Source organism: Cryobacterium melibiosiphilum (assembly GCF_003602235.1).
Lineage (GTDB): Bacteria > Actinomycetota > Actinomycetes > Actinomycetales > Microbacteriaceae > Cryobacterium > Cryobacterium melibiosiphilum.
Window position 1 is genome coordinate 21,809 of the sequence record NZ_QZVS01000090.1, and the last position, 25,190, is coordinate 46,998.

Consider the following 25,190-nt stretch of genomic DNA (forward strand, 5'->3'; position numbering starts at 1 on the left):
GCCGGAAACCTGCTGGTGCGATCGATACCTGCACCTCGTGAGGCTCCTGCGCCTGAAAGCTGCTCGTGCGCGTGGCCTGCCACTAGCACGTGCAGCTTTCAGGCGCAGGGCCGCGGGGCGGAGCCGGGTTCAGGCTCACGGCAGAACCGGCCCCACGCGGCTTCGGGCTGCGGTGCCGTCAGGAGGGCGGCGGGCTACTTCGCGGGGCGCTCGAGCGTGATGGCGGTGCGGATCGCGCCGCGGGCCCGCTTGCGGTCGCCGGCAGCGTCGTAGGCGAGGCCGAGGCGCGCCCAGGCCTGCCAGCGCTCAGGGGTCGCCTCTGCGGCGTCGCGAAATTCCGGGAATGCGGCATCCGCGTCCGCGCGGATCACCCGGCCGCTCGGCCGACGGGGCAGGTCGAGCAGGGGCAGCTCGTTCTGCTCCTCGAGAAGTTTCATCAGGCGCTCAGACCGAAACCCGAACATGACCTCGCGGGACAGCGCCCAGACGCCGATGATCGGCAGCACGATGAGGGCGATGCCGATCACGACGCCGATCGCTTCGCCGCTCGTGACGAACAGCACCGCGCGCGACGCCATCACGACGAGATAGAACAGCAGCAGGGCAGCCATCACGATGACGGCGATGCGTGCCTTCATACGGATGCCCCCGCGCCCGTCACGGAAGCCCCCACCGGCGTCGGGGTGGTGCCGAAGCCGAGATCGACGATCTGGTCGAGGCCGACCGTCACGCCGCGGGCCTCGCGGGTCGCGTCGAGGGCCAGCATGATGCCGCGCTCGTAGGCCTGGGCCGAGAGCGTGTTGTGGCTGATCGTCACCGTCTCCCCCGGGCCGCCGAGAAAGACGTCTTGCCGGGCGAGCAGGCCGGCGAGGCGAAGACTGTGCACCGGCACGCTCGACACCTGCTGGCCGCGGGCGCGCTGGTCGGTATGCGGTGCCGAAACGGGGCCGAGTTCAGCGCGCGCACGGCCGATGAGTTCGGCGGTGCGCACCGCGGTTCCCGACGGCGAGTCGACCTTCGCGGCCTGGTGCGCCTCGACGATTTCGATGGAGTCATAGAAGCGCGCGGCGGCGGTTGCGAACGCGGTCGCGAGCACAGAGCCGATCGAAAAGTTCGGAATGATGACCACGCCGGTGTCGTCGCGCCCGGCGAGGCGGTGGCTGAGGCTGCCGATGCGGTCTTCCGACCAGCCAGAGGTGCCCACGAGCACCCGCAGGCCGTTCGCGCAGGCGAAGTCGACGACGCCCTGGCTGACGCCGGGCCGGGTGACGTCGATCGCGATCTCGGCGCCGAGCATCTCGGAGAGTTCGCTCTGCGACCCCAGCCGGGCGACGAGTTCGTAGTGGTCAGCCTGTTCCACCAGCCCGCAGATGAGGCGGCCCATCGTGCCCGTTGCGCCGATAACGGCCACGCGTGTTGTCATAGACCCAATCTACCAAGCCCCACCGCCAGCGGGAGTCCGTACCGGCGCCCACGGCCAGCCCGTAGCCTAGGCGCATGCCCGATTCCCGCGCCCAGCACCCTCACCCGACCCCACCGGTATTCACCGAAACGCCCGTGACGGATGCCGCAGCCCATTCCCTGCTCGCCGCCTACTTCGCCGAGCGGGCGCTGACGTTCCCCGCCCAGCAGGGGCGCTACAGCCCCACGTTCCCCGCGCTCGAACAGTTCGTGCCGCCCGCGGGCGTCTTTCTGTTGCTGGGCGACCCGGCGGCCGGAGGCTTCGTGGGGTGCGGGGGCATCCGTCGCCTCGACGACACCCCGGCCGGAGCCGTACGCTTCGAGATCAAGCACCTGTGGCTGCACCCGAGCACCCGGGGTCGGGGCTGGGGCCGCGCCCTGCTGGCCGAGCTCGAACGGCGGGCGCACGGTTTCGGGGCGACCGAAGTCGTGCTCGACACGAACGCGAGCCTCACGGCCGCCGGCGCCCTCTATGCGAGCGCCGGATACGCCCAGATCCAGCCGTATAACAACAATCCCAACGCGACCACCTGGTATTCCAAGCAACTGGCCTAGTCGGGCCGGCGGGTTCAGAACATCAGGGGTTCGGGCAGCCCGGTGCGCAGCTCGACAGGCAGGTGACCGAGGTCGTTGTGGGTCACCAGGGTCCACGGGCGACCCGGCTTCTGCTGCAGCACGGTGAGCCCGCAGTGCGCCTGGTTGATGCCGACCCAGCGCCAGTCGGGGGCACCGAGCACCTCGCGCACGAACCAGGCGATCACGAAGTTGTGGGTGATCAGCAGGTCATGCCGCTGGCTGCGCCGCGGCTGGAGAAATTCGGCGACGGCATCCTCCATCTGGGCGCGACCGGCGTCGATCTCCGCTTCGGTGACCGAGCCGAAAAACGGGTCGTAGGCGGACGGTGTCTCCGGCGCCCGGCCCGAGGGAATGCAGTCAAAGAGCAGCGGCGACGCCTCCCAGACCAGTGACGGCAGGCGTTTCGACATGATCGACGCGGTCTCGGCGGCGCGCTGCAGGGGCGAGTGCCAGGCCCCCGTGAACGGGACGCCGCTCAGACGCTCGGCGATGTACCCGGCTTGGCGGATGCCGCGGGGCGACAGCGGGCCGTCTTCCAGTCCGTGCTCGGCATCCTGCTGTTCGCCGTGCCGGACCAGATAGATGTACTGGGGCACACTGTCCCTTTCGCTGGGGAGGGTCTCGCCGGTGGGGCGGGGTGGGGTCGCGCGGGGTCGGGCGGGGTCGACGCCGGGCTGCTACGGTCGGGCGCTGCGCGAGAACACGGTGTCGAACGCTTGCTCGTCGACCGCCCCGACCGCGACCACGGAGATCGGCCCGGAGGCCATGTCCGCGGCGAGCTGCTGCACATCGGCCGCGGTGACCAGGGCCAGACGCCGCAAGGCTTCGTCGAGGTCGGAGAACTCTCCGAGGGTGATTTCCGACCGGCCGAGCCGGGACATCCGAGTGTCGGAATCTTCCAGCGCGAGGGCCGAGGCACCCGACAACTGACCGGCCGCGCGGGTCATCTCGTCGGCGGTCACGCCGTGTTCGGCGAGGCGGTGCAGCTCGCTGAGCATCAGCTCCGCCACCTGGCCGGCCTTGGCCGGAGTGCACCCGGCATACATGCCGAACAGTCCCGCATCGGAGTACCCGGGGGCGAAGGAATAGACCGAATAGGCCAGTCCGCGCTTCTCCCGAACCTCCTGGAACAGTCGGGACGACATGCCCCCGCCGAAGATCGAGTTGAGCACGCTCATCGTGACACGGCGGTCGTCAGAGGCGACAATGCCCGGCACCCCGATGAGCAGGTTGGCCTGCTCGAGCGGTCGGCGCACGATCGTGAGTGCCTCGCCCTGGGTGATCAGCGCGGGGTGATCGGTGCGGCGACCGACCGGCATCGCCGGAACCGACAGGTCCCAACCGGCGCGTTCCAGCGCGCGGATGACGTCGGCGACGAGGGTGTCGTGGTCCACGGCTCCGGCGACGGTGACCACCAGGTCCTGCGGACGGTAATTGTCGCGGTAGTGCTCCAGTACGGCGTCACGGCTGGCGGCCGCGATCATCGCGGGGCTGCCGCCGATCGGTCGGCCCAGCGGATGCTTGCCCAGCACCGCCTCGAAGAATCGTTCGTTCGCGACATCGGCCGGGTCGTCGTCGGCCATCGCGAGTTCCTCGAGGATCACCCCGCGTTCGGTTTCGAATTCAGCGGCGTCGAGCAGGGAGGAGGTCAGCATGTCGGTCAGCACCTCGACGGCCATCGGCAGGTCGCGGTCCTGCACCTTGGCGTAATAACAGGTGTATTCCTTGCCCGTCATGGCGTTGTGCTCGCCACCGACCGCATCGAAGGCGATCGCGATGTCGAGCGCGCTGCGGCTCGGGGTGCCCTTGAACAGCAGGTGTTCGAGAAAGTGTGTGGAACCGTAATGGCCCGGCTGTTCGTCGCGGGAACCGACCGCGACCCAGTAGCCAATGGTCAGGCTGCGGCTGCCGGGCACCTGTTCGCTGAGGATGCGCACCCCGCTCGGAAGCACACTGCGACGCACCCGCGCATCACCGGCCGCCCGAAACGAGAGTTCGGCCAGATCCAGGGGGAACTCCACTGCTTCGCTCATGTCATCACCCACCTTACGTCACCGGATGAACCCGGATTCGAGCGGATTCCCGAACGGGGTGGACGCTGACAGACGAGTCTGTCTAGGTCTGTGCTACAGTCTGGCTGTCGAACTCGGTTGCCCATCGAATCAGCGAGATCGACCTCACCGACAGACACACGCACCATTCGAGCCCGAAGAGGAGTTGACCGGATGTCCGAGTTGACAGAAACGGCCATCCGGCCCACGTCGTATGTCCCCGGCGCCCAGCCGGTCCGACAGCAGGTCGGCGCTGCCGCGACGGCCGCCAGCGGAGCCCCCGCCGGAACCGCGACCCCGGCGACCCACGCCCGCGTGCGGATCCTCGCCACCGCCGACGAACTCTTCTATCGCGAAGGTGTGCACACGGTCGGTGTTGACCGCATCATCCGCGAGGCGAAGGTCACCAAAGCCACGTTCTACAAGTACTACCGGTCAAAAGATGCCCTCATCGTGGTCTACGTGCAGGCCCGCGACAAGGCCGCCCGTGACTTCGTGACCGGTCTTGACGCCCGCTACGACACTCCCGAGAAGCGCCTGCGGGCGATCGTCACGGAGATCTCCAACCAGGTCGTGCGCGCCGGCTTCCACGGCTGCCCGTTCATCAACGCGGCGGCGCAGTTCACCGACCCGATGCATCCGGTGCGCGTCGCCGTGACCGCCCATCGTGACTGGTACGGCGGAGCCGTCGAGGACCTCTTTCGCGGCATGGGCCATGCTCGCCCCGGCGACGCCGCCGACGATTTCTTCCTCGCCCGCGACGGAGCCTTTGCTGGCGCCAACCTGGGTGACCCCATCGCCGCACACACCGCGTTGCTGCGGGCGATCCAGCGCGTGCTCGACGAGACGACCGACTGAACCCCGGCCCGGGCTCCCGGTGTGCCCCCTGCCACACCGGGCCCGGGTTTCAGGCTGAGATATGATCCAGTTCACGCAGCTCACCGGGGCTGAGCGTGACCGTCGCGGCCGACATGAGGTCCTTCACGTGCTCGGCATGCGTCACTCCGACCGTCGGGGCGACGACTCCCGGCCGGCTCAACAGCCAGGCCAGGGAAATCGTTGCCGGCGGCACCCCGTGGGTCGCCGCGATGCGGTCGACCGTCGCGAGCACCCGCAGTTCCCGGCGACGCAGGTACGGAGCCACGAGGGCACCCCGTGAGTCCTGCGGCAGGTCGCTGCGTGAGCGAAAGCCGCCCGCCAGAAATCCGTGAGCCAAGGCGAAGCGCGGCAAAACCGACAGCTGCAGGGCCGCCGCCGCCACGGCGTCGGAGGACTCGAACGTTGAGCGTGCGACGAGGTTGTATTCCGCCCCGATCGCGACGATCAGCGGCAGGCCGGCGTCGGAGAGTCGTCGCGCCTGGCCCAGCCGACTCGGCGAGAATCCGGAGACGGCCAGGTAACGAACCTGCCCGGCACGCACGAGGGCGTCGACGGCGCCGAGGCTTTCCGCGAGCTCCACCGTGGGGTCGTCGAGGTGAAAGTACAGCAGGTCGATGTAGTCGACGCCGAGCCGGGCGAGGGATGCCTCGACGGCACCAATGATGCTCGTCGCGGAGAGTCCCGGATAATCGCGTCCCCGCCCGATTTTCGTCGCGATCACCGTGTCGGCGCGATCGCCTCGGCTGCGCAGCCACCGGCCGATCAGCAGTTCGCTGCGCCCGGAGGAATAGTTGTCGGCCGTGTCGAGAAAGTTTCCACCGCGCGCCCGATAGCGGTCGAGGATGGTCGCGCTCGTCGTTTCACTCGTGGTCCAGCCGAACGCGCTGGTGCCCAGCGCGAGGGGATACACCGACAAATCCGTGCCGGCGATCGCCCGCCGCAGGCGCGAGCCGGCCACCCGCAGAGCAGAATGGCCGTGGCCTGCTGCGCTGCTGTGGAGGGCGGTCAATCGGGGCATCCGTTCTCATGGTCCGACTTTGAGACTAGCCGCATTCAGGTGCCCCCCTAAAAAGCCCCGCTCCCGAGCAGCCCTGACCGCGATGGGTCAGCGGTCGGTTAGACTGGAGGACGCGCGAACGTGAGCGACCTGGTCGCTGCGGCCGATGGAACGCCCTTCCTGCCCACACCTCGCAGGAAACGGACCCATGACCCTTCTCGGAGATGCCTCAGACAAGAACGTGCCCCTGGAGGCTCGCCGGCGGCGCACCTTCGCCGTGATTTCCCATCCCGACGCCGGAAAGTCAACCCTGACCGAGGCCTTGCTGCTGCACGCCCGGGCGATCACCACTGCCGGCGCGACCCATGGCAAAGCCGGGCGCCGCGGCACCGTGTCGGACTGGATGGCGATGGAGCAGGCCCGCGGAATCTCGGTGACGAGCGCCGCAATCCAGTTCGAGTACCACGACGCCGTCATCAACCTCGTGGACACTCCCGGCCACGCCGACTTCTCCGAGGACACCTTTCGGGTGCTGTCGGCGGTCGACGCGGCCGTGATGCTCGTCGACGCCAGCAAGGGCCTCGAACCCCAAACCATGAAGCTGTTCGAGGTCTGCAAACAGCGGGGACTGCCGGTCATCACGGTGATCAACAAGTGGGACCGGCCCGGCGCCACCGCTCTCGACCTGATGGACGAGATCAAGGACCGCACCGGACTGCTGCCCACTCCCCTGACGTGGCCGGTGGGTATCGCCGGCGACCTGCGCGGCGTGCTCGACCGCCGCGAAGAGGACTTCGTGCGTTTTGTGCGCACCTCGAACACGACCGCGGCACCCGAGGAACGCGTGACGGCCGCGGAAGCCGCCGTCGAGCAGGGCGACGCATGGAGTGTGGCCGCCGAAGAATCCGATCTGCTGCACGCCGAACACCAGGACCATGATGAGGCCCTGTTCCTCGACGGCCAGACGACACCGGTGTTGTTCTGCGCCGCCGTGCTGAACTTCGGTGTGCAGCAGCTTCTTGACACCCTCGTCGAATTCGCGCCCTCCGCCGAGGCCCGCCTCGATGTCGTCGGCGCCCCCCGCCCGGTGACCTCGTCGTTCTCGGGTTTTGTCTTCAAGGTGCAGTCCGGTATGAACGCCAACCACCGCGACCATGTCGCTTTCGTGCGAGTGTGCTCCGGTGTCTTCCATCGCGGCATGGTCGTCACCCACTCGACCACAGGCCGCCCGTTCGCCACGAAGTACGCCCAGCAGCTCTTCGGCCGCGAACGCACCGTCGTCGACCAAGCCTGGCCCGGAGACATCGTGGGCCTCGTCAACGCAGCAGCGCTGCGCGTGGGCGACTCGCTGTACGACGAGGACCCGGTGGAATTCCCGCCGATGCCGCTGTTCTCCCCCGAGCACTTTCGGGTGGTTCGCCCCAAAGACACCAGCAAGCACAAGCAGTTTCGGCGCGGCATCGACCAGCTCGACCATGAGGGTGTCATCCAGGTGATGCGCTCCGAGCTGCGCGGAGACCAGGCCCCTGTGCTCGGCGCGGTCGGCCCGATGCAGTTCGAGGTCGTCGAAGAGCGCATGACCCACGACTTCAATGCCGCGATCCGCTTCGAGGAGCTGCCGTATCAGGTGGCCCGTCGCACCGACCGGGACAGCGCGGAGCTGCTCAATCGGGCGCGCCAGGTCGAGGTGCTGACCCGCACCGATGGCACCCTGCTGGCCCTGTTCAGCACGCCGTGGCGCCTGGCCGCGCTCGTACGCGAGAACCCGGACCTGGTGCTGCTCGATCTGGCGACATCCGTCGACCCCGCCTATACCTAAGGCCAGGGCACAGGCTGGCCGGCCCCGATTGGGCGCACTGGCTTCCTCGACATAGGGTTGACCCCCACACGCGTGTCCCGGGCAACCGGCCACACAAACGAGGAGCAACAACAGTGTCGTCATTGCTAGTGGGAATTGACCGAAGTGCGTCCAGTCGCCGAGCGGTGGCCTTCGCAGCCCAGCTCGCGAGCGAATCCGGCGCCACGCTGCACATCGTTCACGTGATCCCCTGGTCGCCCTATTCGTTCACCTCCCCGGCCGAAAACGATCAGCGCGGCGTGAGCAAACACCAGGAGATCGCGACCGCCGAGGAACAGATCATTCTTCCGGCCGTCGCCGTCACGGCCGAATTCTCGGTCACGCCCACCACGAGCGTCGTGCACGGGAGCCCGGCCGAGCTGCTCGTCTCGATCGCAGCGCACCTGGGCGGCGCCCATATCGTGGTGGGTCGCACCGGTGATTCCCGCCTCAAGCAGGCCCTCTTCGGCAGTACCCCGGTCAGGCTCATCCAGATCGCCAAGACCCCCGTGACGGTGGTCCCGTGAGCGCGCCGAGCCTGACCCGGCTGCCGGCCGTGTCCGTCGACGAGGCCATCAGCAACGCCATGACGCCGGTCGCCGACTTCATCAGCGGCATCATTTTCTACTCCGTGAAGATCGGTAATCCCGAGTCCATCAGTTACATCGAGTTTCCGGTCATCGTCGTCTGGCTGGTCGCGGCGGCGCTGTTCTTCACTGTCTACCTGAAGTTCCAGAACGTGACCGGCGTCAAACACGCGGTCGACCTCGTGCGCGGCAAGTACTCCCAGCCCAGCGACGCTGGCGAAGTCTCGCACTTCCAGGCCCTGGCCACCGCCATCTCGGGCACGGTCGGGCTCGGCAACATCGCCGGTGTCGCCGTCGCCGTCTCGATCGGCGGTCCCGGCGCCACGTTCTGGATGATCATGGTCGGCTTCCTCAGCATGAGCACCAAAATGGCCGAGTGCACCCTGGGCGTGAAGTACCGGGTGGAACGGCCCGACGGATCGGTGTCGGGCGGTCCGATGTACTACCTGCGCGACGGCCTCGCATCCATTGGCAAACGCCGCCTCGGGCGGGTGCTGGCCGTGATGTTCGCGCTGTTCTGCATCGGCGGCGCCCTCGGTGGCGGCAATATGTTCCAAGCCAACCAGGCCACCAGCCAGATCATCAACGTGACGGGCGGCGAAGACGGTCCCCTCGGCCAGTGGCGCTTCGTGATCGGCCTCGTCTTCGCCCTCGGCGTGGCAGTGGTGATCATCGGCGGCATCAAGTCGATCGCCAAGGTCACCGAGAAGGTCGTGCCCTTCATGGCCGTGCTCTACGTCCTCGGCTGCCTCGCCGTGATCTTCACCAACTTCACGGCGATTCCGGATGCGATCGGCCAGATTTTCACCGGAGCGTTCAACCCCGAGGGCATCGCCGGCGGTGTCATCGGCGTGCTCATCCAGGGGTTCCAGCGCGCCGCCTTCTCAAATGAGGCCGGCGTCGGCAGCGCATCGATCGCCCACTCGGCCGTCAAGACCAACGAACCGGCAACCGAGGGCTTTGTGTCCCTGCTCGAGCCCTTCATCGATACCGTCGTGATCTGCACGATGACAGCCCTCGCGATCGTCATCACGGGCACCTGGCGCGACACGTCGAGCGCGGCGGGCGTCGAGACCACGTCGGCCGCCTTCGCCACCGTCGCGCCGTGGTTCCCCATATTGCTCGCCGTCGCGGTGATCCTCTTCGCCTTCTCGACCATGATCTCGTGGTCGTACTACGGCATGAAAGCCACCGGCTACCTGTTCAAGGACAGCCCGCGCGCCGAGCTCGGCTTCAAGATCGTGTTCTGCTTCTTCACGGTGATCGGAGCCTCCCTCTCGCTCGGCCCCGTCATCGCGTTCTCAGACGCCATGATCTTCGCCATGGCCATCCCCAACGTGATCGGCCTCTACCTCATGGCCCGCATCATCAAGAAGGAGATCTTCGGGTACCGCGCAAAGGTGCGCTCCGGCGAGCACGCCATGGTCGACCAGTAATCGCACTGACGACAGGCCCGAACGCGTCAGCGTCCGGGCCTGTCGTCGCGGTCAGTGGTGATCAGCGAACGGATGCACCGCCGTCGAGCATCCGCTTGCGCGCCACGCCGCTGAGGCGCTCGGCGAGGAGCACCACGACGAGGATCATGATGATGATCGTCATAGCCGTGTCGAACTGGCGCAGTTGGAAGGCCACGTTCAGCTCCACCCCGATACCGCCGGCCCCGACCAGGCCGAGTACGGCGGCCCCGCGCACCGATTTCTCCAGGCAGTAGAGGCTGGTGCCGGTGAAGGACGGGAACGCCGTCGGGATCACCGCGCACGCCATCACCGAGAGCCGGGTTGCCCCGGTGGACCGCAGCGCGTCGATGGGACCCCGGTCGAGTTCTTCGATGCGTTCGGCGAAGAACCGCCCCGCGAACCCGATCGTGTCGACCATGATCGTCAGGATTCCCGCGATCGGACCGAGCCCGACCGAGACGACGAAAACCATCGCCCAGACCAGGTCGGGCACCGACCGCATGACCGTGAGCAACGACTTCGCCGCCACATGCACCCAGCTGTGCGGCGTGGTGTTGCGTGCCGCGAGCAGGGCGATCGGCAGGCTGAAGAGCACGCCGAGCGCCGTGCCGATGATGGCCATCTCGATGGTTTCGAGCATGGCTTCGGCAAGGTTGGGGATGCGGTCGGTCGCCGGCGGAAAACCGCGCGACAGAAAGTCCCAGGTGCGCGCCGGCGCGTTCAGCAGCCGCTCCGGACTCAGGTCGAGCCGGGAGACGCCGTGCACGGCCATGCCGCCGAGCACCAGAACCGTGATGAGGGCGCCCCAGCCGGGCCTGGTGAACCGGCTCGGGCTGCGCGGGCCGCCCGCGGACGGGGCCGGCATGGGCCGGGTGTCGAGGCGACTCATCGGGTGTCCCCGGCCGGGGCGACATCCACTGTATAGAGCGCCGCCAGGTCGTCGCGGGACAGGTCCCCGATGCGGCCGTCGAGCAGCAGCCGACCATTTTTCAGCGCGACGACCCGGTCGCCGTAGCTTTCGGCCAGCTCAAGCTGGTGCAGCGAGCAGACCAGGGTGAGCTTTTCTTCGGTGACGATCCGCCAGAGCAGGTCCATGACTTCTCGGCCCGCGCGCGGGTCAAGGGCAGCGACCGGTTCGTCGGCGAGCACGATGCGGGAGCGCTGCATGAGCACCCGGGCGATCGCCACCCGCTGGCGCTGTCCGCCGGAGAGCTGGTCTGCACGCCGCGCGGCGAAGGGAGCCAATCCCACGCGCTCCAGGCATTCCATCGCCTCGTCCCGAGTGTCGGTGGCGGCCATCCAGGCGAACCAGTTGCGCGGGCTCGACTGGCGTCCGAGCGAGCCGTGAATCACGTTGGACAGCACGCTGACCTGGTCGACGAGGTTGATGGATTGGAACACGGTGCCCACGCGGCGGCGTACGTCGCGCAGCTCCCGGGGGCCCGCCGCGATCACATCCGTGCCGTCCAGGGTGATCGCGCCCGCGGTCGGTTCGATCAGTCGGGTGAGTGCCTTGAGCAGGGTGGACTTTCCGGAGGCGTTGTGGCCGAGAAGCACCACGGCTTCGCCGGTGGCCACGGCAAGGTCGATGCCGTCGAGCGCCTGGGTGCCGTCCGGATACCGGTGGGCGAGCCCACGCACGCCGATCATGCCGCCGGCGGCGGTGTCGAGGGCGCGGGTCGAGTGGGTCGCGCTGGTGACCCGGTTCACTCGGGAAGCTGCGCGAAGTCCTCGAAGCCGGCGGCGACGAAGGCGGATCTGGTCGGGTCGTAGTCCGCGTCTTCGGCCACCAGGAACTCGGATTCAAGGTACTTGTCGCTTTCGCCGGTCGAGGTGATCGCGTCGAGCAGTACCTGCTGGTTCTCGGTCAGGGTCTGCTGGAGCCAGGTGGCGCAGTTCTCACCGAGGGCGCTGCGCGCCACGAACAGGTCGTTGGGCAGGTCGGGGCCTTCGGCCACCATCTTGATCGAGCCCTTGCCGAGTTCGGCCTCGATTTCCTCGAAGTCGCTCAGGCCGGTTCCAAGGGCATCACCCTCGCCGGCGCCGAAGGCCTCGATGCGGGTCGCGCCGAGGGGCACGACGTCGACGGTTTCCCCGGCGACGAGGCCGGCGTCGGCGAGCATCTCGAGCGGGCCGAGGTGGCCGGAAGTCGACCCGACCTCTTTGGTGATGACGGTCTTGTTTTCGAGGTCGGACAGCTCATCGACGTCGGAGTCGGCGCGCGCGACGATGATCGACCGGTAGCCGGGACGGGTGATTCCCACGACCGGGAGGGCATCCGCTTCCTGTTTGAGGACGACATATTCTGCCGGTCCCGTCAACAGCAGGTCGATCTCGTCGAATTCGAGGGCAGTGGATGCCGCGGTGCGGCTGGAAATCGGATAGAACTCGATGTCCTTGCCGGTGGCTTCTTCGAAGGCGAGTCGGAAGTTCTCGAACTCGACCACGAGCGTTTCGAGCCCTTCGACGCCCGTGTCGCTGAAACGGAGGGTGTCGGGGCAGGCTTCGGAGCCGGTGGCCGTCGGGTTGGTGTCTGATGCACCCGTGGCCGTGGACGCGCACCCGGTCAGCGCGAGGGCACCGACGACGAAGAGGGCGGGCAGGGTTCTGGTCTTGCTGACACGCATGTGATGGGGCCTCACTCTGTGAACGCAACTTACGTGAAGCTGCACATATGGAAAGGCCCGGGCGGCTTTCGGCGTCCGGGCAGATATTCCAACGTTCACAGGGCGAGATGAGCAGCTATCCCCCAGAAGGTGGACAGCACCTAAATAGCGTGTAAATCCCTAGTGTGTTAAACAGTAACAATGCTGGCGGTGAGCCAGCTGCTGACGGTGAGTTAGTCGTGCGTGAAGTCGGGACGCACCGAGGTGTGGTCACACCCGGTGCACTTGAGAACATAAACAGGCTGCGAGCTCCGCTCGGCATGCGCCGGGTTCGGGCTCAGTCGGGCCTGCGACCGGCAATACGGACACGTGAACGTCAAAACAACCACCCCAATTTGATAGAACGACCTCGTCTACTCCTCAGGATGGCCTACCCGCCCTGGCGCCTAACAGGGCCAAAGGTCACGTGTGAGGCCGCGGAGAACGACGCCGAATGCAAAAATACCCGAACCGTGTGAACGGTTCGGGTATTTCCGGTGAGCGAGCGGCGCTCGGCGACGACTGTTACGCGTCGACGACCACGGAGGTGATCAGCGGGCTGCGGCGGTACTTGCGCTGCATCCAACGGCTGACCGACTGGGTGAAGAGCTCTTCGAGTTCTTCACCGTCGACGATCTTGACCTTGTTGGCGGCGCGCATGGCGTCGTCGATGACCTTGGCGGCTCCGCGGATCCACTCGTCGTCGTGCACGAAGCCACGGGCGAGGAATTCGACGGGTTCGGTGAGGGCGCCGGTCTTGGCGTTCAGGATTCCGAGGATCGTGATGGTGCCGTCTTCGGCGAGCTTGCGACGATCTTCCATTGCTTCACCCGAGGCCCCACCGACGGTCATGCCGTCGACGAACACGTAGTCCGCCACGACGCGGCCGGTGATCTTGGCGACACCGTCGACGAGGTCGACGACGACGCCGTCTTCGACGACGAGCACCTGCTTCTCCTCGACGCCGGTCTGCACGGCGAGTTCCGCGTTGGCCTTGAGGTGGCGCCATTCACCGTGGATCGGCATGACGTTATTGGGCTTGACGATGTTGTAGCAGTAGACGAGCTCGCCGGCGCTGGCGTGGCCGGAGACGTGCACCTTGGCGTTGCCCTTGTGCACGACGTTGGCGCCCCAGCGGGTGAGGCCGTTGATGACCCGGTAGATCGAGTTCTCATTGCCGGGGATCAGCGAGCTCGCGAGCAGCACGGTGTCGCCCTCGCCGATCTTGATGATGTGCTCACGGTTGGCCATGCGCGAGAGGGCCGCCATCGGCTCGCCCTGCGAACCGGTGCAGATGAGAACGACCTTGTCGTCCTTCATGCGCTCGAGCGCCTTCATGTCCACGATCAGGCCCTTGGGCACGTTCAGGTAGCCGAGTTCGGTGGCGATGCCCATGTTGCGCACCATGGAGCGGCCGACGAAGGCCACCTTGCGGTTGTGCTTGACAGCGGCGTCGATGACCTGCTGGATGCGGTGCACGTGGCTGGCGAAGCTCGACACGATGATGCGACGCGGGGAGGTGCGGAACACGGTGTCGATGGCCGGCCCGATGTCCTTCTCGGCGGTGGTGAAGCCGGGAACCTCGGCGTTGGTCGAGTCCGTCATGAACAGGTCGACGCCCTCTTCGGCCAGGCGGGCGAAGGCCCCCAGGTCGGTGAGGCGCTTGTCGAGGGGAAACTGGTCCATCTTGAAGTCACCGGTCGCGAGCACGAGGCCCGCTTCGGTGCGGATGCCGATGGCCAGCCCGTCGGGGATCGAGTGGTTCACGGCGATGAATTCCAGGTCGAACACGCCGACGGTGCGACGCTCGCCCTCTTTCACCTCGATGAAGTTCTGGCTGAGGCGGTGCTCCTGCAGCTTTGCAGCGAGGAACGCGAGGGTCAGCTTGGCGCCGATGACGGGGATGTCGCCGCGTTCCTTGAGCAGGTACGGGACGGCGCCGATGTGGTCTTCGTGGCCGTGGGTCAGCACGATCGCTTCAATGTCCTGCAGGCGGTCGCGCAGAATCGTGAAGTCGGGCAGGATCACGTTGATGCCGGGCTGGTTGTCCTCCGGGAAGAGCACGCCACAGTCGACGATGAGCAGCTTGCCCTTGTGCTCGAAGACGGTCATGTTGCGACCGATGTCGCCCAGTCCGCCGAGCGGGATGATGCGCAGGCCCCGCTTGGGCAGTGCGGGAGGCGTGGAAATATCCAACTGGTGGAGGTTGCTCATGAAGCTCATTTCGTTGTGTGGCGTATCTGTCTGCGGTAATGCAGGTCCGGGGTAATGAAGGGTCCGGGGTGATGCAAATTTGTGGAGGAGCTGAACGGGTGGCGCTGCGGGGGGTGGCGTGGAAGAGCGCGTGAAAACGCCTGCGCTTCGACGCGGATGCCCGCTTCAGACTCGGGGGTGGCCTGCCGCACGTGTCAAGTGGGGCGTGCCGGTGCTGCTTGCAGCCCAGTCTAACGGGTGGATGTCACACCTGAATAATGAACAAAAGAGGGAGGGCACCTCACTGAGGTGCCCTCCCGGGTCGTGCGACGCCCGATCGGGGCGCGATTGTACTGGCGGATCGGTGCTTAGGCGCGGTGCGCGGACTGCGTCCGGTCACTCACGGCGTAGCCGCGGGCTGCCCGGTCGCGCTTCACGTGGCTGACGTAGCCGGTCGGAGCGACCGAACGACGGCGGGCGACGGTAACGTAGCCGACGGCCGGGTCGTCGTGGTGGGCGGGGGCGGTGACGTATGAACTCATGATGCTCCTTGCATGTTGCGATTTGGTACGCAACGCTGCGCAGGTTGTCTTTAACAATACAAGACAACTTCGTGCCGCGCCAGCCACGGGCACGGTTCGGAGGCGGTACCCAGCCAGCGCGCAGCATCCGTTCTGATCACGGGCATACCATCGCGTTATGGACGCTTCCTCTCTCTACGAGATTCCCCTGACCCTCATCGACGGCACCGAGACGACATTCGGCGCATACCGCGGCAAGACCGTATTGGTGGTGAACACCGCCTCGAAGTGCGGCTTCACCCCGCAGTACGCGGGCCTCGAGGCGCTGTATAAGAAGTACGCGACCGACGGCCTCGTCATTCTGGGCATGCCGAGCAACCAGTTCATGGGCCAGGAGCCCGGCACCGAGACGGACATCGCGGAGTTCTGCCAGATGAACTACGGCGTGAGCTTTCCGATGACCGAGAAGATCGACGTGCGCGGCAAGGACCAGCACCCGCTCTTCGCGCAGCTCACCAAGTTCAAGACCGGCATTCTGCCCGGACTCGTCAAGTGGAATTTTGAGAAGTTCCTCGTGACGCCCTCCGGCGAAATCGTCGATCGGTTCGCCAGCAACGTCGAGCCGGAGTCACCGACGATCGTCGCCGCGATCGAAAAGGTGCTCGCCGCGGATCAGGCCGCCTAAGCTCTCGGCGGGGTTGCGGAACGCGGTCAGGCGCGGCGCAGCACCGCCTCGGCGTGGCGCAGCAGCGGGTCGTCGATCATGCGGCCCTGGTACTGGAACACGCCGTGTTCGCCGGTCGCGGCTTCGAGGATGGCCCAGGCGTAGGCGATCTCGGCCGCGGTCGGCCGGTACGCCTCCCGAATGACGGCGACCTGGCTCGGGTGAATGCACGCGGTGGCCCGGAACCCGCTCGCCACGGCGTCTTCAGCTTCGAGGCTCAGCCCCGACAGGTCGGGCAGGGCGAGGAAGACGCTGTCGATCGCCGCCTTGCCGTATGCCCCGGCGGCGAGGAGTACCTGGGAGCGGGCGTGGCGGGCCACGGCCCGGTAGCTGCCGTCGGGAAACCGGCTGGAGCTGCCGCCCAGTGAGGCGATGAGGTCTTCGGCGCCCCACATCAGAGCCACGACATGCGGCACCGCCGCGAGCTGCGGTGCCGCGAGGATGCCGGTGGCCGTTTCACAGAGGGCAATCACGTCGTAGCCGGCGAGGGCGTGCAGCTGCGTGGGGCTTTCGGCCTTCGCCATCATCACCTGCCGGTAGCCGGTCTGCTTGATCGCCGCGAGGTCGAGGGCGAAGTCCGGTGTGCCGACCGGGTTCACGCGCACGATGGTCGTTTCCGGGTCGAGCGGATGCGCCACCAGGGCCGCTCGCGCCGCCGGCCGCTGGAGTGGGGCGACGGCGTCCTCGAGGTCGATGATCACGGCATCCGCTCGCTCAGAAGCCTTGGCGTAGCGCTCGGGCCGGTCGGCCGGGCAGAACAGCAGGGCGGGGCCCAGGTCAAAGCTCATGCGGGTGTCCTCTCGTCGGGGAAGTCGCGTCGTGGGAGTCTCGGCACCAGACCAGCGCCGTGCGCGTGGCGGTCGCGACGACGTCTCCGTTCTGGTTGCGGCCGGTGTGGGTGAGGTCGACGATGCCCTGCCCCGGTCGACTGTTCGAGAGCCGTTTACCGGTCACGATCGTCTCGGAGTAGAGCGTGTCCCCGTGAAAGAGTGGATGCGGGAAGCCGACGCTGCCGAAACCGAGGTTTGCCACGAGCGTGCCCTGCGTCAGTTGCGCGACCGAGCTGCCGACCAGGGTGGACAGCGTGAACATCGAGTTGACCAGGCGCTGCCCGAACGGCTGCGTCGCCGACCAGGCCGCGTCGAGGTGCAGGCCCTGGGTGTTCATGGTCAGCGTCGTGAAGAGCACGTTGTCGGCCTCGGTCACCGTGCGCCCCGGCCGGTGCTGGTAGAGCACCTCGAGGTCGAACTCCTCGTAGAAGAGCCCGCGCTGCACCACGGTGCGGCGAGCCGGGACCGAGTCCGTCATGACCCGGTCGTTTCGACCAGGTCCACGATGAGCGCGGCCGCTGTCGCCGCGACCACCTCGTCGAGCGACACGCCCGGAGCCAGCTCCCGCAGCACGAGGCCGTCGGGGGTCACGTCGATCACGGCGAGGTCGGTGATGATGCGGTTCACGCAAGCCCGGCCGGTGAGCGGCAGGCTACACCGCTGCACGATCTTCGGATTTCCGGCCCGATCCGTGTGTTCCATCATCACGATCAGCTTTTTCGCACCGAAGACGAGGTCCATGGCCCCGCCCATGCCCTTGACCATCTTGCCGGGCACCATCCAGTTGGCGAGGTCGCCGGTCGCGGACACCTCCATGGCGCCGAGCACGGCGACGTCGACGTGGCCGCCGCGCACCATGCCGAAGGAGGCGGCGGAGTCGAAGAAGGACGCCCCGAGGTTGACGGTGACGGTCTCCTTGCCGGCATTGATCAGGTCCGGGTCGACGTTCGCGTCGCTCGGATACGGCCCCACCCCGAGGATGCCGTTCTCGGAGTGCAACACCACCTCGATGTCGTCGGCGATGTAATTGGGAATCAGCGTCGGCATGCCGATGCCGAGGTTGACGTACTGGCCGTTTTCGAGCTCGCGGGCGACACGGGCGGCGAGTTCGGTGCGCGAGAGGCTCATCGCTTGCCTCCCGTACCGGACTCGGTGACCGTGCGCTTCTCGATGCGTTTTTCGATCGCGCCGACCACCACGACCCGCTGCACGAAGATGCCGGGGGTGTGGATGCGTTCGGGGTCGAGTTCGCCCGGCTCGACGAGTTCCTCCACCTGGGCGATGGTCACCCGGCCGGCCATCGCGGCGAGCGCGTTGAAGTTGCCGGCGGCGGCGTGGAAGACGAGGTTGCCGTAGCGGTCTCCCCTGGCGGCGTGCACGAGGGCGAAATCGGGGGCGAGGGAACGTTCCATCACGTAGTCGGCGCCGTCGAAGCGGCGCACCTCCTTCGGCTGGCTCGCCACGGCGACGGTACCGTCGGGGTGGTAGCGCTGCGGCAGGCCGCCCTCGCTGACCCAGGTGCCGACCCCGGCCGGGGTGAAGAACGCGGGAATGCCGGCGCCGCCGGCCCGCAGTTTCTCGGCGAGGGTGCCCTGCGGCGTCAGTTCGACTTCGAGCTCACCGGCGAGGTACTGGCGGGCGAACTCCTTGTTTTCCCCGACGTACGAGCTGATCGTGCGCCGGATGCGGTGGTCGGCGAGCAGCCGCCCGAGTCCCCAGCCGTCGACCCCGCAATTGTTGCTGATGGTCTCGATGTTCGAGGTGCCCTGCGCGTAGACGGCCTCGATCAGCGCCTCGGGAATGCCGCACAGCCCGAAACCGCCGACGGCGACGGATGCCCCATCCGGGATGTCCCTGACCGCCTCCGCGGCGCTGTGGACGACCTTGTCAATCATGAAAACTCCTGATCTACGCTGAAGCAGGTGGTGCGGTGCAGGTGCGGCCTAGGCGGCGAAGCCGAGCGCCCGGGAAATGACCATGAGCTGCACCTCGGTGGTGCCCTCACCCAGTTCCAACACCTTGGAATCACGATAGTGCCGGGCGACGGGGTTTTCGTTCATGAAACCGTAGCCGCCGAAGATCTGGGTCGCGTCGCGGGCGTTGTCCATCGCCGCTTCACTGCTGACCATTTTGGCGATCGACGCCTCCATTTTGAAGGGGTGTCCGTTGATCATTTTCAGGGCCGCGTCGTAGTAGGCGAGGCGTGCGGTGTGCACGCGCGCCTGCATCCGTGCGATCTTGAAGGCGATGTGCTGGTTCGAACCGATGGACCGGCCGAACACGTTGCGGCTCTTCGCGTAGCGGATCGATTCCTCGAGGCAGCCCTGCGCGGCCCCGGTGCAGAGGGCGGCGAAGGCGATCCGGCCCTCGTCGAGGGTCTGCACGAAGTTGGCGAAGCCCCGGCCGCGCTCGCCGAGCAGGTTCGCCTCCGGCACGCGCACGTTCGTCAAGCGCAGCGGATGCGTGTCGGAAGTGTGCCAGCCGACCTTGTCGTAGGCGGGCAGTACCGTGAACCCGGGCGCCGGGGTCGGCACCAGGATCGCGGAGAGTTCTTTCTTGATGCTGCCGTCGGCGCGGGTGGATTCCCCCGTGACCGCGGTGACGGTGATGAGGCGGGTGATGTCGGTGCCGGAGTTGGTGATGAACTGCTTGGTGCCGTTGATGACCCACTCACTCCCCGCGCTACCGCCCTGCTCGAGCACCGCGGTGGTCTTGGTGCCGGCGGCGTCGGAGCCGGCATCCGCTTCGGTGAGTCCGAACGCCGAGAGGGCCTGGCCGCTCGCGAGCCTCGGCACCCACTCCTGTTTCTGGGCCTCGGTGCCGCTGCGGAACACGGGCATGATACCGAGCCCGACGCCGGCCTCGAGGGTGACGGCGATGCTCTGGTCGGCGCGGGCGAGCTGCTCCACGGCGAGGCACAGCGAGAAGTAGTCGCTGCCCTGGCCGCCGTAGTCCACCGGGAACGGCAGCCCGAACAGGCCCAGCTCGCCCATCTGCGCGATGATTCCGTAGGGCAGGCTGCGCTTGGTGTCGTATTCGTAGGCGGCCGGCGCGACGACGGTGTCGGCGAAGTCGCCGACGGTGGCGACGATGTTCTTCTGGAATGCGGTGAGCTCGTAGCTCATTCGGGGTCTCCTTTGACGGTGCGGGCGGGGTCAGGTTCTGGTTCTGGTTCTGGTTCGATGCTCGCGACGACTTGGTCGAGGGTGACCAGACCCCCGGCCTGCAGGGTGATGCGCACGATGCCGGCGGTGGTCGCGGTCAGTTTGTGCTCCATTTTCATGGCCTCGACGGTCAGCAGCAGCTGCCCGGCCTCGACCCGATCGCCGGTCGCGACGTGCACGGCGACGACCGTGCCCGGCATCGGCGAGCGTACGTCGGGGCTCACCTGCCCCGCCGGGCGGGTGCGCCGGTCGAGCTCGTCGGCGAGCTGCCGGGCGCGGGAACGCTGCACGAGGGTGATCGTGACGCCCGCCTCCCCCAGGTGCAGAATCACGTCGCCGCCTGGCTGGGGCACAACGACGACGTCGACGACCCGGGTGATGCCGCGATACTCGACGCTGACGGCGTTTGGGCACCCGGCGACGGGCGTGAGGCTCGCCTCGACGGCGGGTCCGTCACCGATGCGAACGACGCACGCGCCGACGGATGCCCCTCCCGGCTCCCCCAGAATGCTCACCAGGGTCGTGTCGGTCGCGCTCGTGGCGAGCGAGTATTGCGTGGGCCGGTCTGGGCCGAGCCGCCAGCCGTTGGCTGCCGCCCACGGACCCGCGCCCCTTGCCGGTGCTTCAGCCCGGGCGCGGGCATGCAGAACGAGGGCGGCCGCCGCGAGCAGCGGTTCATCGACGGTGCGAAACCGCATGCCCGGAAGCGAGCGTTCGATCAGTCCGGTGTCGAGCCGGCCGGCCTGGACCTCGGGCTCGGCGAGCAACAGCCGCAGGTACTCGACGTTGGTCTGCACCCCGAGCACGACGGTGTCGGCGAGTGCCCGGTCGAGGCGGGCGAGGGCTTCGGCCCGGTCGGCGCCCCACGCCACGACCTTGGCGAGCATTGGGTCGTAGTGGGAACCGATCACGAGGCCCGGCGCGAGGCTGCTGTCGACCCGGATGCCGGGCCCGGCGGGTTCGATCAGGGCCCGCACGGTGCCTTCGCTCGGCAGAAACCCTCGGCCGGGGTTCTCGGCGTAGACCCGAGCCTCGATCGCGTGCCCGGTGAGGGTCACGTCGGCCTGGGCCAGGGTGAGGTGCTCTCCCGCGGCGACGCGCAGCTGCCAGTCGACGAGGTCCACGCCGGTGACGAGTTCGGTGACGGGGTGTTCGACCTGCAGCCGGGTGTTCATCTCCATGAAGAAGAACTGATCGGGCGCCGCGTTCGAGACCAGGAATTCGACGGTTCCGGCGCCGCTGTAGTCCACGCTGCGAGCGGCGGCGCAGGCCGCCTCGCCGATGCGCGCGCGCACCTCGGCGGTCAGCAGCGGGGAGGGAGCCTCCTCGATGACCTTCTGGTGGCGGCGCTGCAGGGAGCACTCGCGCTCGCCGAGGTGGATGACGTGGCCGTGGCTGTCGGCGAGGATCTGCACCTCGATGTGCCGCGGAGTGGGTACCAAACGTTCAAGCAGCAGAGTGTCGTCGCCGAATGCGGCGAGCGCCACCCGCCGGGCGGTCGCCAGCGCGTCGGCCAGCTCGGCGGGCTCGTCGACAACCTGCATGCCCTTGCCGCCGCCGCCGGCCGAGGGTTTGATCAGCAGCGGGTAGCCGACATCCGTCGCCGCGGTGATCAGCTCGTCGTCGCTGAGGCCGGGCTCGGAGACCCCGGGAATGACCGGCACCCCGAACGTGGCGACGTGGTTCTTGGAGCGGATCTTGTCGCCCATCACGGTGAGCGCGTGCACGCTCGGGCCGATGAAGACGACACCGGCGTCGGCACAGGCCTCGGCGAAGCCGCGGTTTTCGCTGAGAAAGCCGTAGCCGGGGTGGATTGCCTCGGCGCCGGTCTGGGCCGCGGCGGCGAGGATCGCCGCCATGCTGAGGTAGCCTCCGGCATCGGTCGCCGCACCGGTCGCGGCGCCGGCGGCCCGCGGGGCGAGGCGCACCGCGACATCCGCCAGCTGCACGTGCCGGGCACCACGATCGGCGTCGCTGTACACCGCGACCGAGCGGATGCCGCTCGCACGCAGCGTGCGCAGGATGCGGCAGGCGATCTCGCCGCGGTTGGCGACGAGCACGGTGCGGAACGGGCGCGGCTGGGGTGACGTGTCGGTCATGCTGTCACATCCGGAAGAGACCGAAGGCGGTCTCGGGTAGCGGGGCGGCGGCGACCACGGCGAGCGCGAGGCCGAGTACGGTGCGGGTGTCGGCCGGGTCGATGACCCCGTCGTCCCAGAGCCGGGCGGTGGAATAGTAGGGGCTGCCCTGTTCCTCGTATTTCTCGACGATCGGCGCACGAAAGGCCGCCTCGTCGGCGGCCGGCCAGGCTTCGCCGCGAGCCTCTATCTGCTCCCGCTTCACAGTGGCAAGAACGGATGCTGCCTGCGGCCCGCCCATCACGGAGACCCGGCTTCCGGGCCACATCCAGAGGAACCGTGGCGAGTAGGCGCGGCCACACATGGAGTAGTTGCCGGCGCCGAACGAGCCGCCGATCACGACCGTGAGTTTGGGCACCCGGGCGGTCGCGACGGCGGTGACCATCTTGGCGCCGTGCTTGGCGATGCCGCCGGCCTCGGCGTCCCGGCCGACCATGAAACCGGAGATGTTCTGCAGGAAAAGAAGTGGGATACCGCGCTGGTCGCAGAGTTCGATGAAGTGGGCGCCCTTCTGCGCGGATTCGCTGAACAGGATGCCGTTGTTGGCGACGATGCCGACCGGGTGACCATGGATGTGGGCGAAGCCGGTGACGAGCGTCACTCCGTAGTCCCGCTTGAATTCGTGGAATTCGCTGCCGTCGACGAGGCGGGCGATGATCTCGCGCACGTCATAGGGGGCCTGCACATCGACCGGAACGACCCCGTAGAGCTCGGATTCGTCGACCGCAGGGGGTGTGCTCGCGCGCACGGTCCAGGCCGGGCCAGTCGGCTCCGGCAGGGTGGAGACGATGTCGCGCACGATCTGCAGGGCGTGCCGGTCGTTTTCGGCGAGGTGGTCGGTGACGCCCGACACGGTCGAGTGCAGTTCGCCGCCGCCGAGCTCTTCGGCGGTCACGATCTCGCCGATCGCGGCCTTCACGAGCGGCGGGCCGCCGAGGAAGATGGTGCCCTGGCCGCGCACGATGACGGTCTCGTCGCTCATGGCCGGCACGTAGGCGCCGCCGGCCGTGCAGGAGCCGAGCACGGCGGCGATCTGCGGGATCTTGGCCGCCGACATCCGTGCCTGGTTGTAGAAGATGCGTCCGAAGTGGTCCCGGTCGGGAAAGACCTCGTCCTGCATGGGCAGGAAGGCCCCGCCGGAGTCGACGAGGTAGATGCAGGGCAGGTGGTTGTCGCGGGCGATCTCCTGCGCGCGCAAGTGCTTCTTGACGGTCATCGGGTAGTAGGTGCCGCCCTTGACGGTGGCGTCGTTGCAGATCACGAGCACGAAGCGGCCGTGCACGAGGCCGATGCCGGCGATGACGCCGGCGCCGGGGCATCCGTCATCGTAGAGGCCGGTCGCGGCGAGCGGCGCGATCTCGAGAAAGGGGCTGCCGGTATCGAGCAGGGCGTCGATGCGGTCGCGGGGCAACAGCTTGCCGCGGGCGAGGTGGCGCTGCCGGGAGGCTTCCGGACCGCCGTGGGCGGCGACGGCGAGACGAGCGGCAAGGTCGGCGGCGAGCTGGCGCTGGTCGGCGGCGTTGGCGGCGAAGTCCGAATCGTGCGAGTCGATACGGCTCACGAGTGTCTCCAAGACAGCTCTCCATTGAACGTGTCATGCACCGGTACAGTTAGTGATTACTAACTCAGAATTAGGTTAGTCAGCACTAACTGAAATGTCCAGTCGAGAGGACCTCATGCCTACCCTGCGCAGCCGCGCCAAGGCCAGCCGACGCGACGCCCTGCTCGCCGCCGCCGCGGAACTGTTCGCCCGCTCCGGATTCAACGGCGTCTCGATCGAAGACCTCGGCGCCGCCGTGGGCGTGAGCGGCCCCGCCGTCTACCGGCACTTCACCGGCAAGCAGGCGGTGCTCACGGCGTTGCTGGTCGGCGCGAGCGATGACCTGATGACGGGCGGCCAGGCCGTCGTCGACGCGGCAGCGGATGCCCCGGGCGCGCTCGCCGCGCTGGTGCGCTTCCACGTGCGCTTCGCCCTCGACAACCCCGACGTGATCCGGGTACAGGACCGCGACCTCGGCAGCCTGCCCGACACCGACCGGCACCGCGTGCGGGCACTGCAACGCGCCTACGTCGAACTGTGGGTGAGCGTGCTCGGCCAGGTGCATCCGTCGACCCCGGTGACCCTGCTGCGCATGCGCGCGCACGCCACCTTCGGCCTGATTAACTCCACACCGCACAGCGCCGCCGCCGCCAGCGCCCCGGCCGAGACGGTGCGGGCCCTGCTCGAAGAGATGGCGCTCGCCGCCCTAACCCCACGCTGACCGGCGCTGACCCCGCTGCCCCCGCTGACCCCGGCACCCGGGGGCTAATTCAGGAAACCTGCCAACCACCACACTGGTTCGGCGGCCCGGAGCCGCGCGACGACCGGATCTCCTGAATTCGCCGCCACCTCGCGCGCGAGCGGATGCCGCCCCCGTCGCCAACACGATGCGCGGGGCTAGTTGGGGGCCGTGCAGATGCAGATTTCGTTTCCCTCGACGTCGGCGAGTACCCACCAATCGGGCGCGTGCTCGTCGGTGAGCAGTGTGCCGCCGGCCAGCACGACCGCCTCGACCCGGGCCTCGGCGTCGTCGGTGGGCACGTAGACGTCGAGGTGGATGCGGTTGCGGTCGGTGCGGGCGATCTCCATGTGCTGAAACCAGACCCGGGGCGCGAGGCCGCGCGGGTCGACGAGTTCGATGCCGTCGCTGCCAATGGCCTCCTCGTAGCCGAGGCTGGCCCGCCAGAAGGGACGGATCGCATCCGCATCGCTGCAGTCGATGGCTATATCGTACCGGCTCGGGGGCACGCGCACCGGTCCGGCTCCGATGCCGTCCGCCAGGTCCTGGATGCGCTCGGCGAGCAGCAGGTCCTTCTTCGTCACGCCGTTCACGTCGTGGGAGCTCAATTTGAAGGAGATGCGCCCGTAGCCGAGGCGTACCTCGGGATGGTGATCGAGGGATTCGGCGACGACGGTGACAGCGGTCAGAAGCTGCACCGCCGAGGCGAAATCCGCCGTGGTGTACGAGGCGAACAGGGCCCCGTCGAGGTGGATGAACGCGCTGCCCGCGATCTGGCCGGCGGTGTCATGGGGAGCCAGGAGTACTGCGCTTCGGGTCATGCCGCCACTCTGCTCCCGGAACGCCGCCCG

The 25,190-nt window shown here is 67.8% G+C and carries 25 protein-coding genes; 7 read left to right on the top strand and 18 right to left on the bottom strand.

Annotated features, from left to right (window positions below; genetic code table 11):
- Positions 1–194 precede the first annotated feature (194 nt).
- Entirely contained in the window at positions 195–638 is a 444-nt protein-coding gene (locus D6T64_RS14805) for a hypothetical protein (protein WP_119975454.1), read from the bottom strand.
- Positions 635–1,423 (bottom strand): 4-hydroxy-tetrahydrodipicolinate reductase, encoded by a 789-nt coding sequence (gene dapB / locus D6T64_RS14810; RefSeq protein ID WP_119975455.1) that lies wholly within the window; start codon positions 1,421–1,423, stop codon positions 635–637. Before dapB ends, D6T64_RS14805 begins: the two co-directional genes overlap by 4 nt.
- Before the next feature lie 74 nt (positions 1,424–1,497).
- Here dapB and D6T64_RS14815 point away from each other — a divergent pair, with 74 nt between their 5' ends.
- Positions 1,498–2,016, top strand: a complete 519-nt coding sequence (locus D6T64_RS14815) for a GNAT family N-acetyltransferase (protein ID WP_119975456.1) — start codon at positions 1,498–1,500, stop codon at positions 2,014–2,016.
- A gap of 14 nt (positions 2,017–2,030) precedes the next feature.
- Here D6T64_RS14815 and D6T64_RS14820 read toward each other — a convergent pair whose 3' ends face one another.
- Both D6T64_RS14820 and D6T64_RS14825 read right to left on the bottom strand, forming a co-directional pair.
- Positions 2,031–2,633, bottom strand: coding sequence for a histidine phosphatase family protein (locus D6T64_RS14820; RefSeq protein WP_119975457.1), 603 nt, complete (start codon positions 2,631–2,633; stop codon positions 2,031–2,033).
- An 81-nt stretch (positions 2,634–2,714) separates the two neighbouring features.
- Complete coding sequence (locus D6T64_RS14825; protein ID WP_119975552.1) at positions 2,715–4,070, bottom strand: M16 family metallopeptidase; 1,356 nt, start codon at positions 4,068–4,070, stop codon at positions 2,715–2,717.
- A gap of 192 nt (positions 4,071–4,262) precedes the next feature.
- Between D6T64_RS14825 and D6T64_RS14830 the strand changes: the two genes are divergently transcribed.
- Positions 4,263–4,946: a TetR/AcrR family transcriptional regulator gene (locus D6T64_RS14830; protein WP_119975458.1), complete on the top strand. Its 684-nt coding sequence runs from the start codon at positions 4,263–4,265 to the stop codon at positions 4,944–4,946.
- A 49-nt stretch (positions 4,947–4,995) separates the two neighbouring features.
- On the opposite strand, the gene D6T64_RS14835 is transcribed toward D6T64_RS14830, so the two are convergent.
- Positions 4,996–5,985 (bottom strand): aldo/keto reductase, encoded by a 990-nt coding sequence (locus tag D6T64_RS14835; protein WP_119975459.1) that lies wholly within the window; start codon positions 5,983–5,985, stop codon positions 4,996–4,998.
- A 187-nt stretch (positions 5,986–6,172) separates the two neighbouring features.
- Here D6T64_RS14835 and D6T64_RS14840 point away from each other — a divergent pair, with 187 nt between their 5' ends.
- The 3 genes from D6T64_RS14840 (at position 6,173) to D6T64_RS14850 (ending at position 9,824) form a co-directional block, all read left to right on the top strand.
- Positions 6,173–7,783, top strand: coding sequence for a peptide chain release factor 3 (locus D6T64_RS14840; protein WP_119975460.1), 1,611 nt, complete (start codon positions 6,173–6,175; stop codon positions 7,781–7,783).
- Positions 7,784–7,947: 164 nt separating this feature from the next.
- Positions 7,948–8,328, top strand: coding sequence for a universal stress protein (locus D6T64_RS14845; RefSeq protein ID WP_233551210.1), 381 nt, complete (start codon positions 7,948–7,950; stop codon positions 8,326–8,328).
- On the top strand, positions 8,325–9,824 hold the full coding sequence (locus D6T64_RS14850) for an alanine/glycine:cation symporter family protein (RefSeq protein ID WP_233551212.1): 1,500 nt from the start codon (positions 8,325–8,327) through the stop codon (positions 9,822–9,824). The genes D6T64_RS14845 and D6T64_RS14850 overlap by 4 nt, the downstream gene beginning before the upstream one ends.
- A 61-nt stretch (positions 9,825–9,885) precedes the next feature.
- On the opposite strand, the gene phnE is transcribed toward D6T64_RS14850, so the two are convergent.
- The 5 genes from phnE to D6T64_RS22690 all read right to left on the bottom strand — a co-directional run bounded on the left by phnE (position 9,886) and on the right by D6T64_RS22690 (position 15,225).
- A complete protein-coding gene (phnE, locus tag D6T64_RS14855) occupies positions 9,886–10,734 on the bottom strand; it encodes a phosphonate ABC transporter, permease protein PhnE (protein ID WP_119975462.1) in 849 nt (282 codons plus the stop codon).
- Positions 10,731–11,555 (bottom strand): phosphonate ABC transporter ATP-binding protein, encoded by an 825-nt coding sequence (gene phnC, locus D6T64_RS14860; protein ID WP_199719177.1) that lies wholly within the window; start codon positions 11,553–11,555, stop codon positions 10,731–10,733. The genes phnE and phnC overlap by 4 nt, the downstream gene beginning before the upstream one ends.
- A complete protein-coding gene (locus D6T64_RS14865) occupies positions 11,552–12,472 on the bottom strand; it encodes a PhnD/SsuA/transferrin family substrate-binding protein (RefSeq protein WP_119975463.1) in 921 nt (306 codons plus the stop codon). Before D6T64_RS14865 ends, phnC begins: the two co-directional genes overlap by 4 nt.
- 543 nt (positions 12,473–13,015) lie before the next feature.
- A complete protein-coding gene (locus D6T64_RS14870; RefSeq protein WP_119975464.1) occupies positions 13,016–14,704 on the bottom strand; it encodes a ribonuclease J in 1,689 nt (562 codons plus the stop codon).
- A 347-nt stretch (positions 14,705–15,051) separates the two neighbouring features.
- Entirely contained in the window at positions 15,052–15,225 is a 174-nt protein-coding gene (locus D6T64_RS22690) for a hypothetical protein (protein ID WP_158594897.1), read from the bottom strand.
- 157 nt (positions 15,226–15,382) lie between these two features.
- Between D6T64_RS22690 and D6T64_RS14875 the strand changes: the two genes are divergently transcribed.
- On the top strand, positions 15,383–15,889 hold the full coding sequence (locus tag D6T64_RS14875; RefSeq protein WP_119975465.1) for a glutathione peroxidase: 507 nt from the start codon (positions 15,383–15,385) through the stop codon (positions 15,887–15,889).
- A gap of 26 nt (positions 15,890–15,915) precedes the next feature.
- Here D6T64_RS14875 and D6T64_RS14880 read toward each other — a convergent pair whose 3' ends face one another.
- From D6T64_RS14880 to D6T64_RS14910, 7 genes are read right to left on the bottom strand one after another with little or no spacing between them, the layout of a single operon-like run.
- On the bottom strand, positions 15,916–16,716 hold the full coding sequence (locus D6T64_RS14880) for an HpcH/HpaI aldolase/citrate lyase family protein (protein WP_119975466.1): 801 nt from the start codon (positions 16,714–16,716) through the stop codon (positions 15,916–15,918).
- Positions 16,706–17,236 carry a MaoC family dehydratase gene (locus tag D6T64_RS14885; RefSeq protein WP_119975467.1) on the bottom strand — a complete coding sequence of 177 codons (531 nt, stop codon included), beginning with the start codon at positions 17,234–17,236 and terminating at the stop codon, positions 16,706–16,708. Before D6T64_RS14885 ends, D6T64_RS14880 begins: the two co-directional genes overlap by 11 nt.
- On the bottom strand, positions 17,233–17,886 hold the full coding sequence (locus tag D6T64_RS14890; protein ID WP_119975468.1) for a CoA transferase subunit B: 654 nt from the start codon (positions 17,884–17,886) through the stop codon (positions 17,233–17,235). The genes D6T64_RS14885 and D6T64_RS14890 overlap by 4 nt, the downstream gene beginning before the upstream one ends.
- Entirely contained in the window at positions 17,883–18,653 is a 771-nt protein-coding gene (locus D6T64_RS14895) for a CoA transferase subunit A (RefSeq protein WP_119975469.1), read from the bottom strand. The genes D6T64_RS14890 and D6T64_RS14895 overlap by 4 nt, the downstream gene beginning before the upstream one ends.
- A gap of 48 nt (positions 18,654–18,701) precedes the next feature.
- A complete protein-coding gene (locus D6T64_RS14900) occupies positions 18,702–19,883 on the bottom strand; it encodes an acyl-CoA dehydrogenase family protein (protein WP_119975470.1) in 1,182 nt (393 codons plus the stop codon).
- Positions 19,880–22,021: an acetyl/propionyl/methylcrotonyl-CoA carboxylase subunit alpha gene (locus D6T64_RS14905; RefSeq protein ID WP_119975471.1), complete on the bottom strand. Its 2,142-nt coding sequence runs from the start codon at positions 22,019–22,021 to the stop codon at positions 19,880–19,882. Before D6T64_RS14905 ends, D6T64_RS14900 begins: the two co-directional genes overlap by 4 nt.
- A 4-nt stretch (positions 22,022–22,025) precedes the next feature.
- Positions 22,026–23,633 (bottom strand): carboxyl transferase domain-containing protein, encoded by a 1,608-nt coding sequence (locus tag D6T64_RS14910; protein WP_119975472.1) that lies wholly within the window; start codon positions 23,631–23,633, stop codon positions 22,026–22,028.
- 82 nt (positions 23,634–23,715) lie between these two features.
- Between D6T64_RS14910 and D6T64_RS14915 the strand changes: the two genes are divergently transcribed.
- Positions 23,716–24,321: an SACE_7040 family transcriptional regulator gene (locus tag D6T64_RS14915; protein ID WP_199719179.1), complete on the top strand. Its 606-nt coding sequence runs from the start codon at positions 23,716–23,718 to the stop codon at positions 24,319–24,321.
- A 176-nt stretch (positions 24,322–24,497) separates the two neighbouring features.
- On the opposite strand, the gene D6T64_RS14920 is transcribed toward D6T64_RS14915, so the two are convergent.
- Positions 24,498–25,160 carry a VOC family protein gene (locus D6T64_RS14920; protein ID WP_119975474.1) on the bottom strand — a complete coding sequence of 221 codons (663 nt, stop codon included), beginning with the start codon at positions 25,158–25,160 and terminating at the stop codon, positions 24,498–24,500.
- Positions 25,161–25,190: the final 30 nt, after the last annotated feature.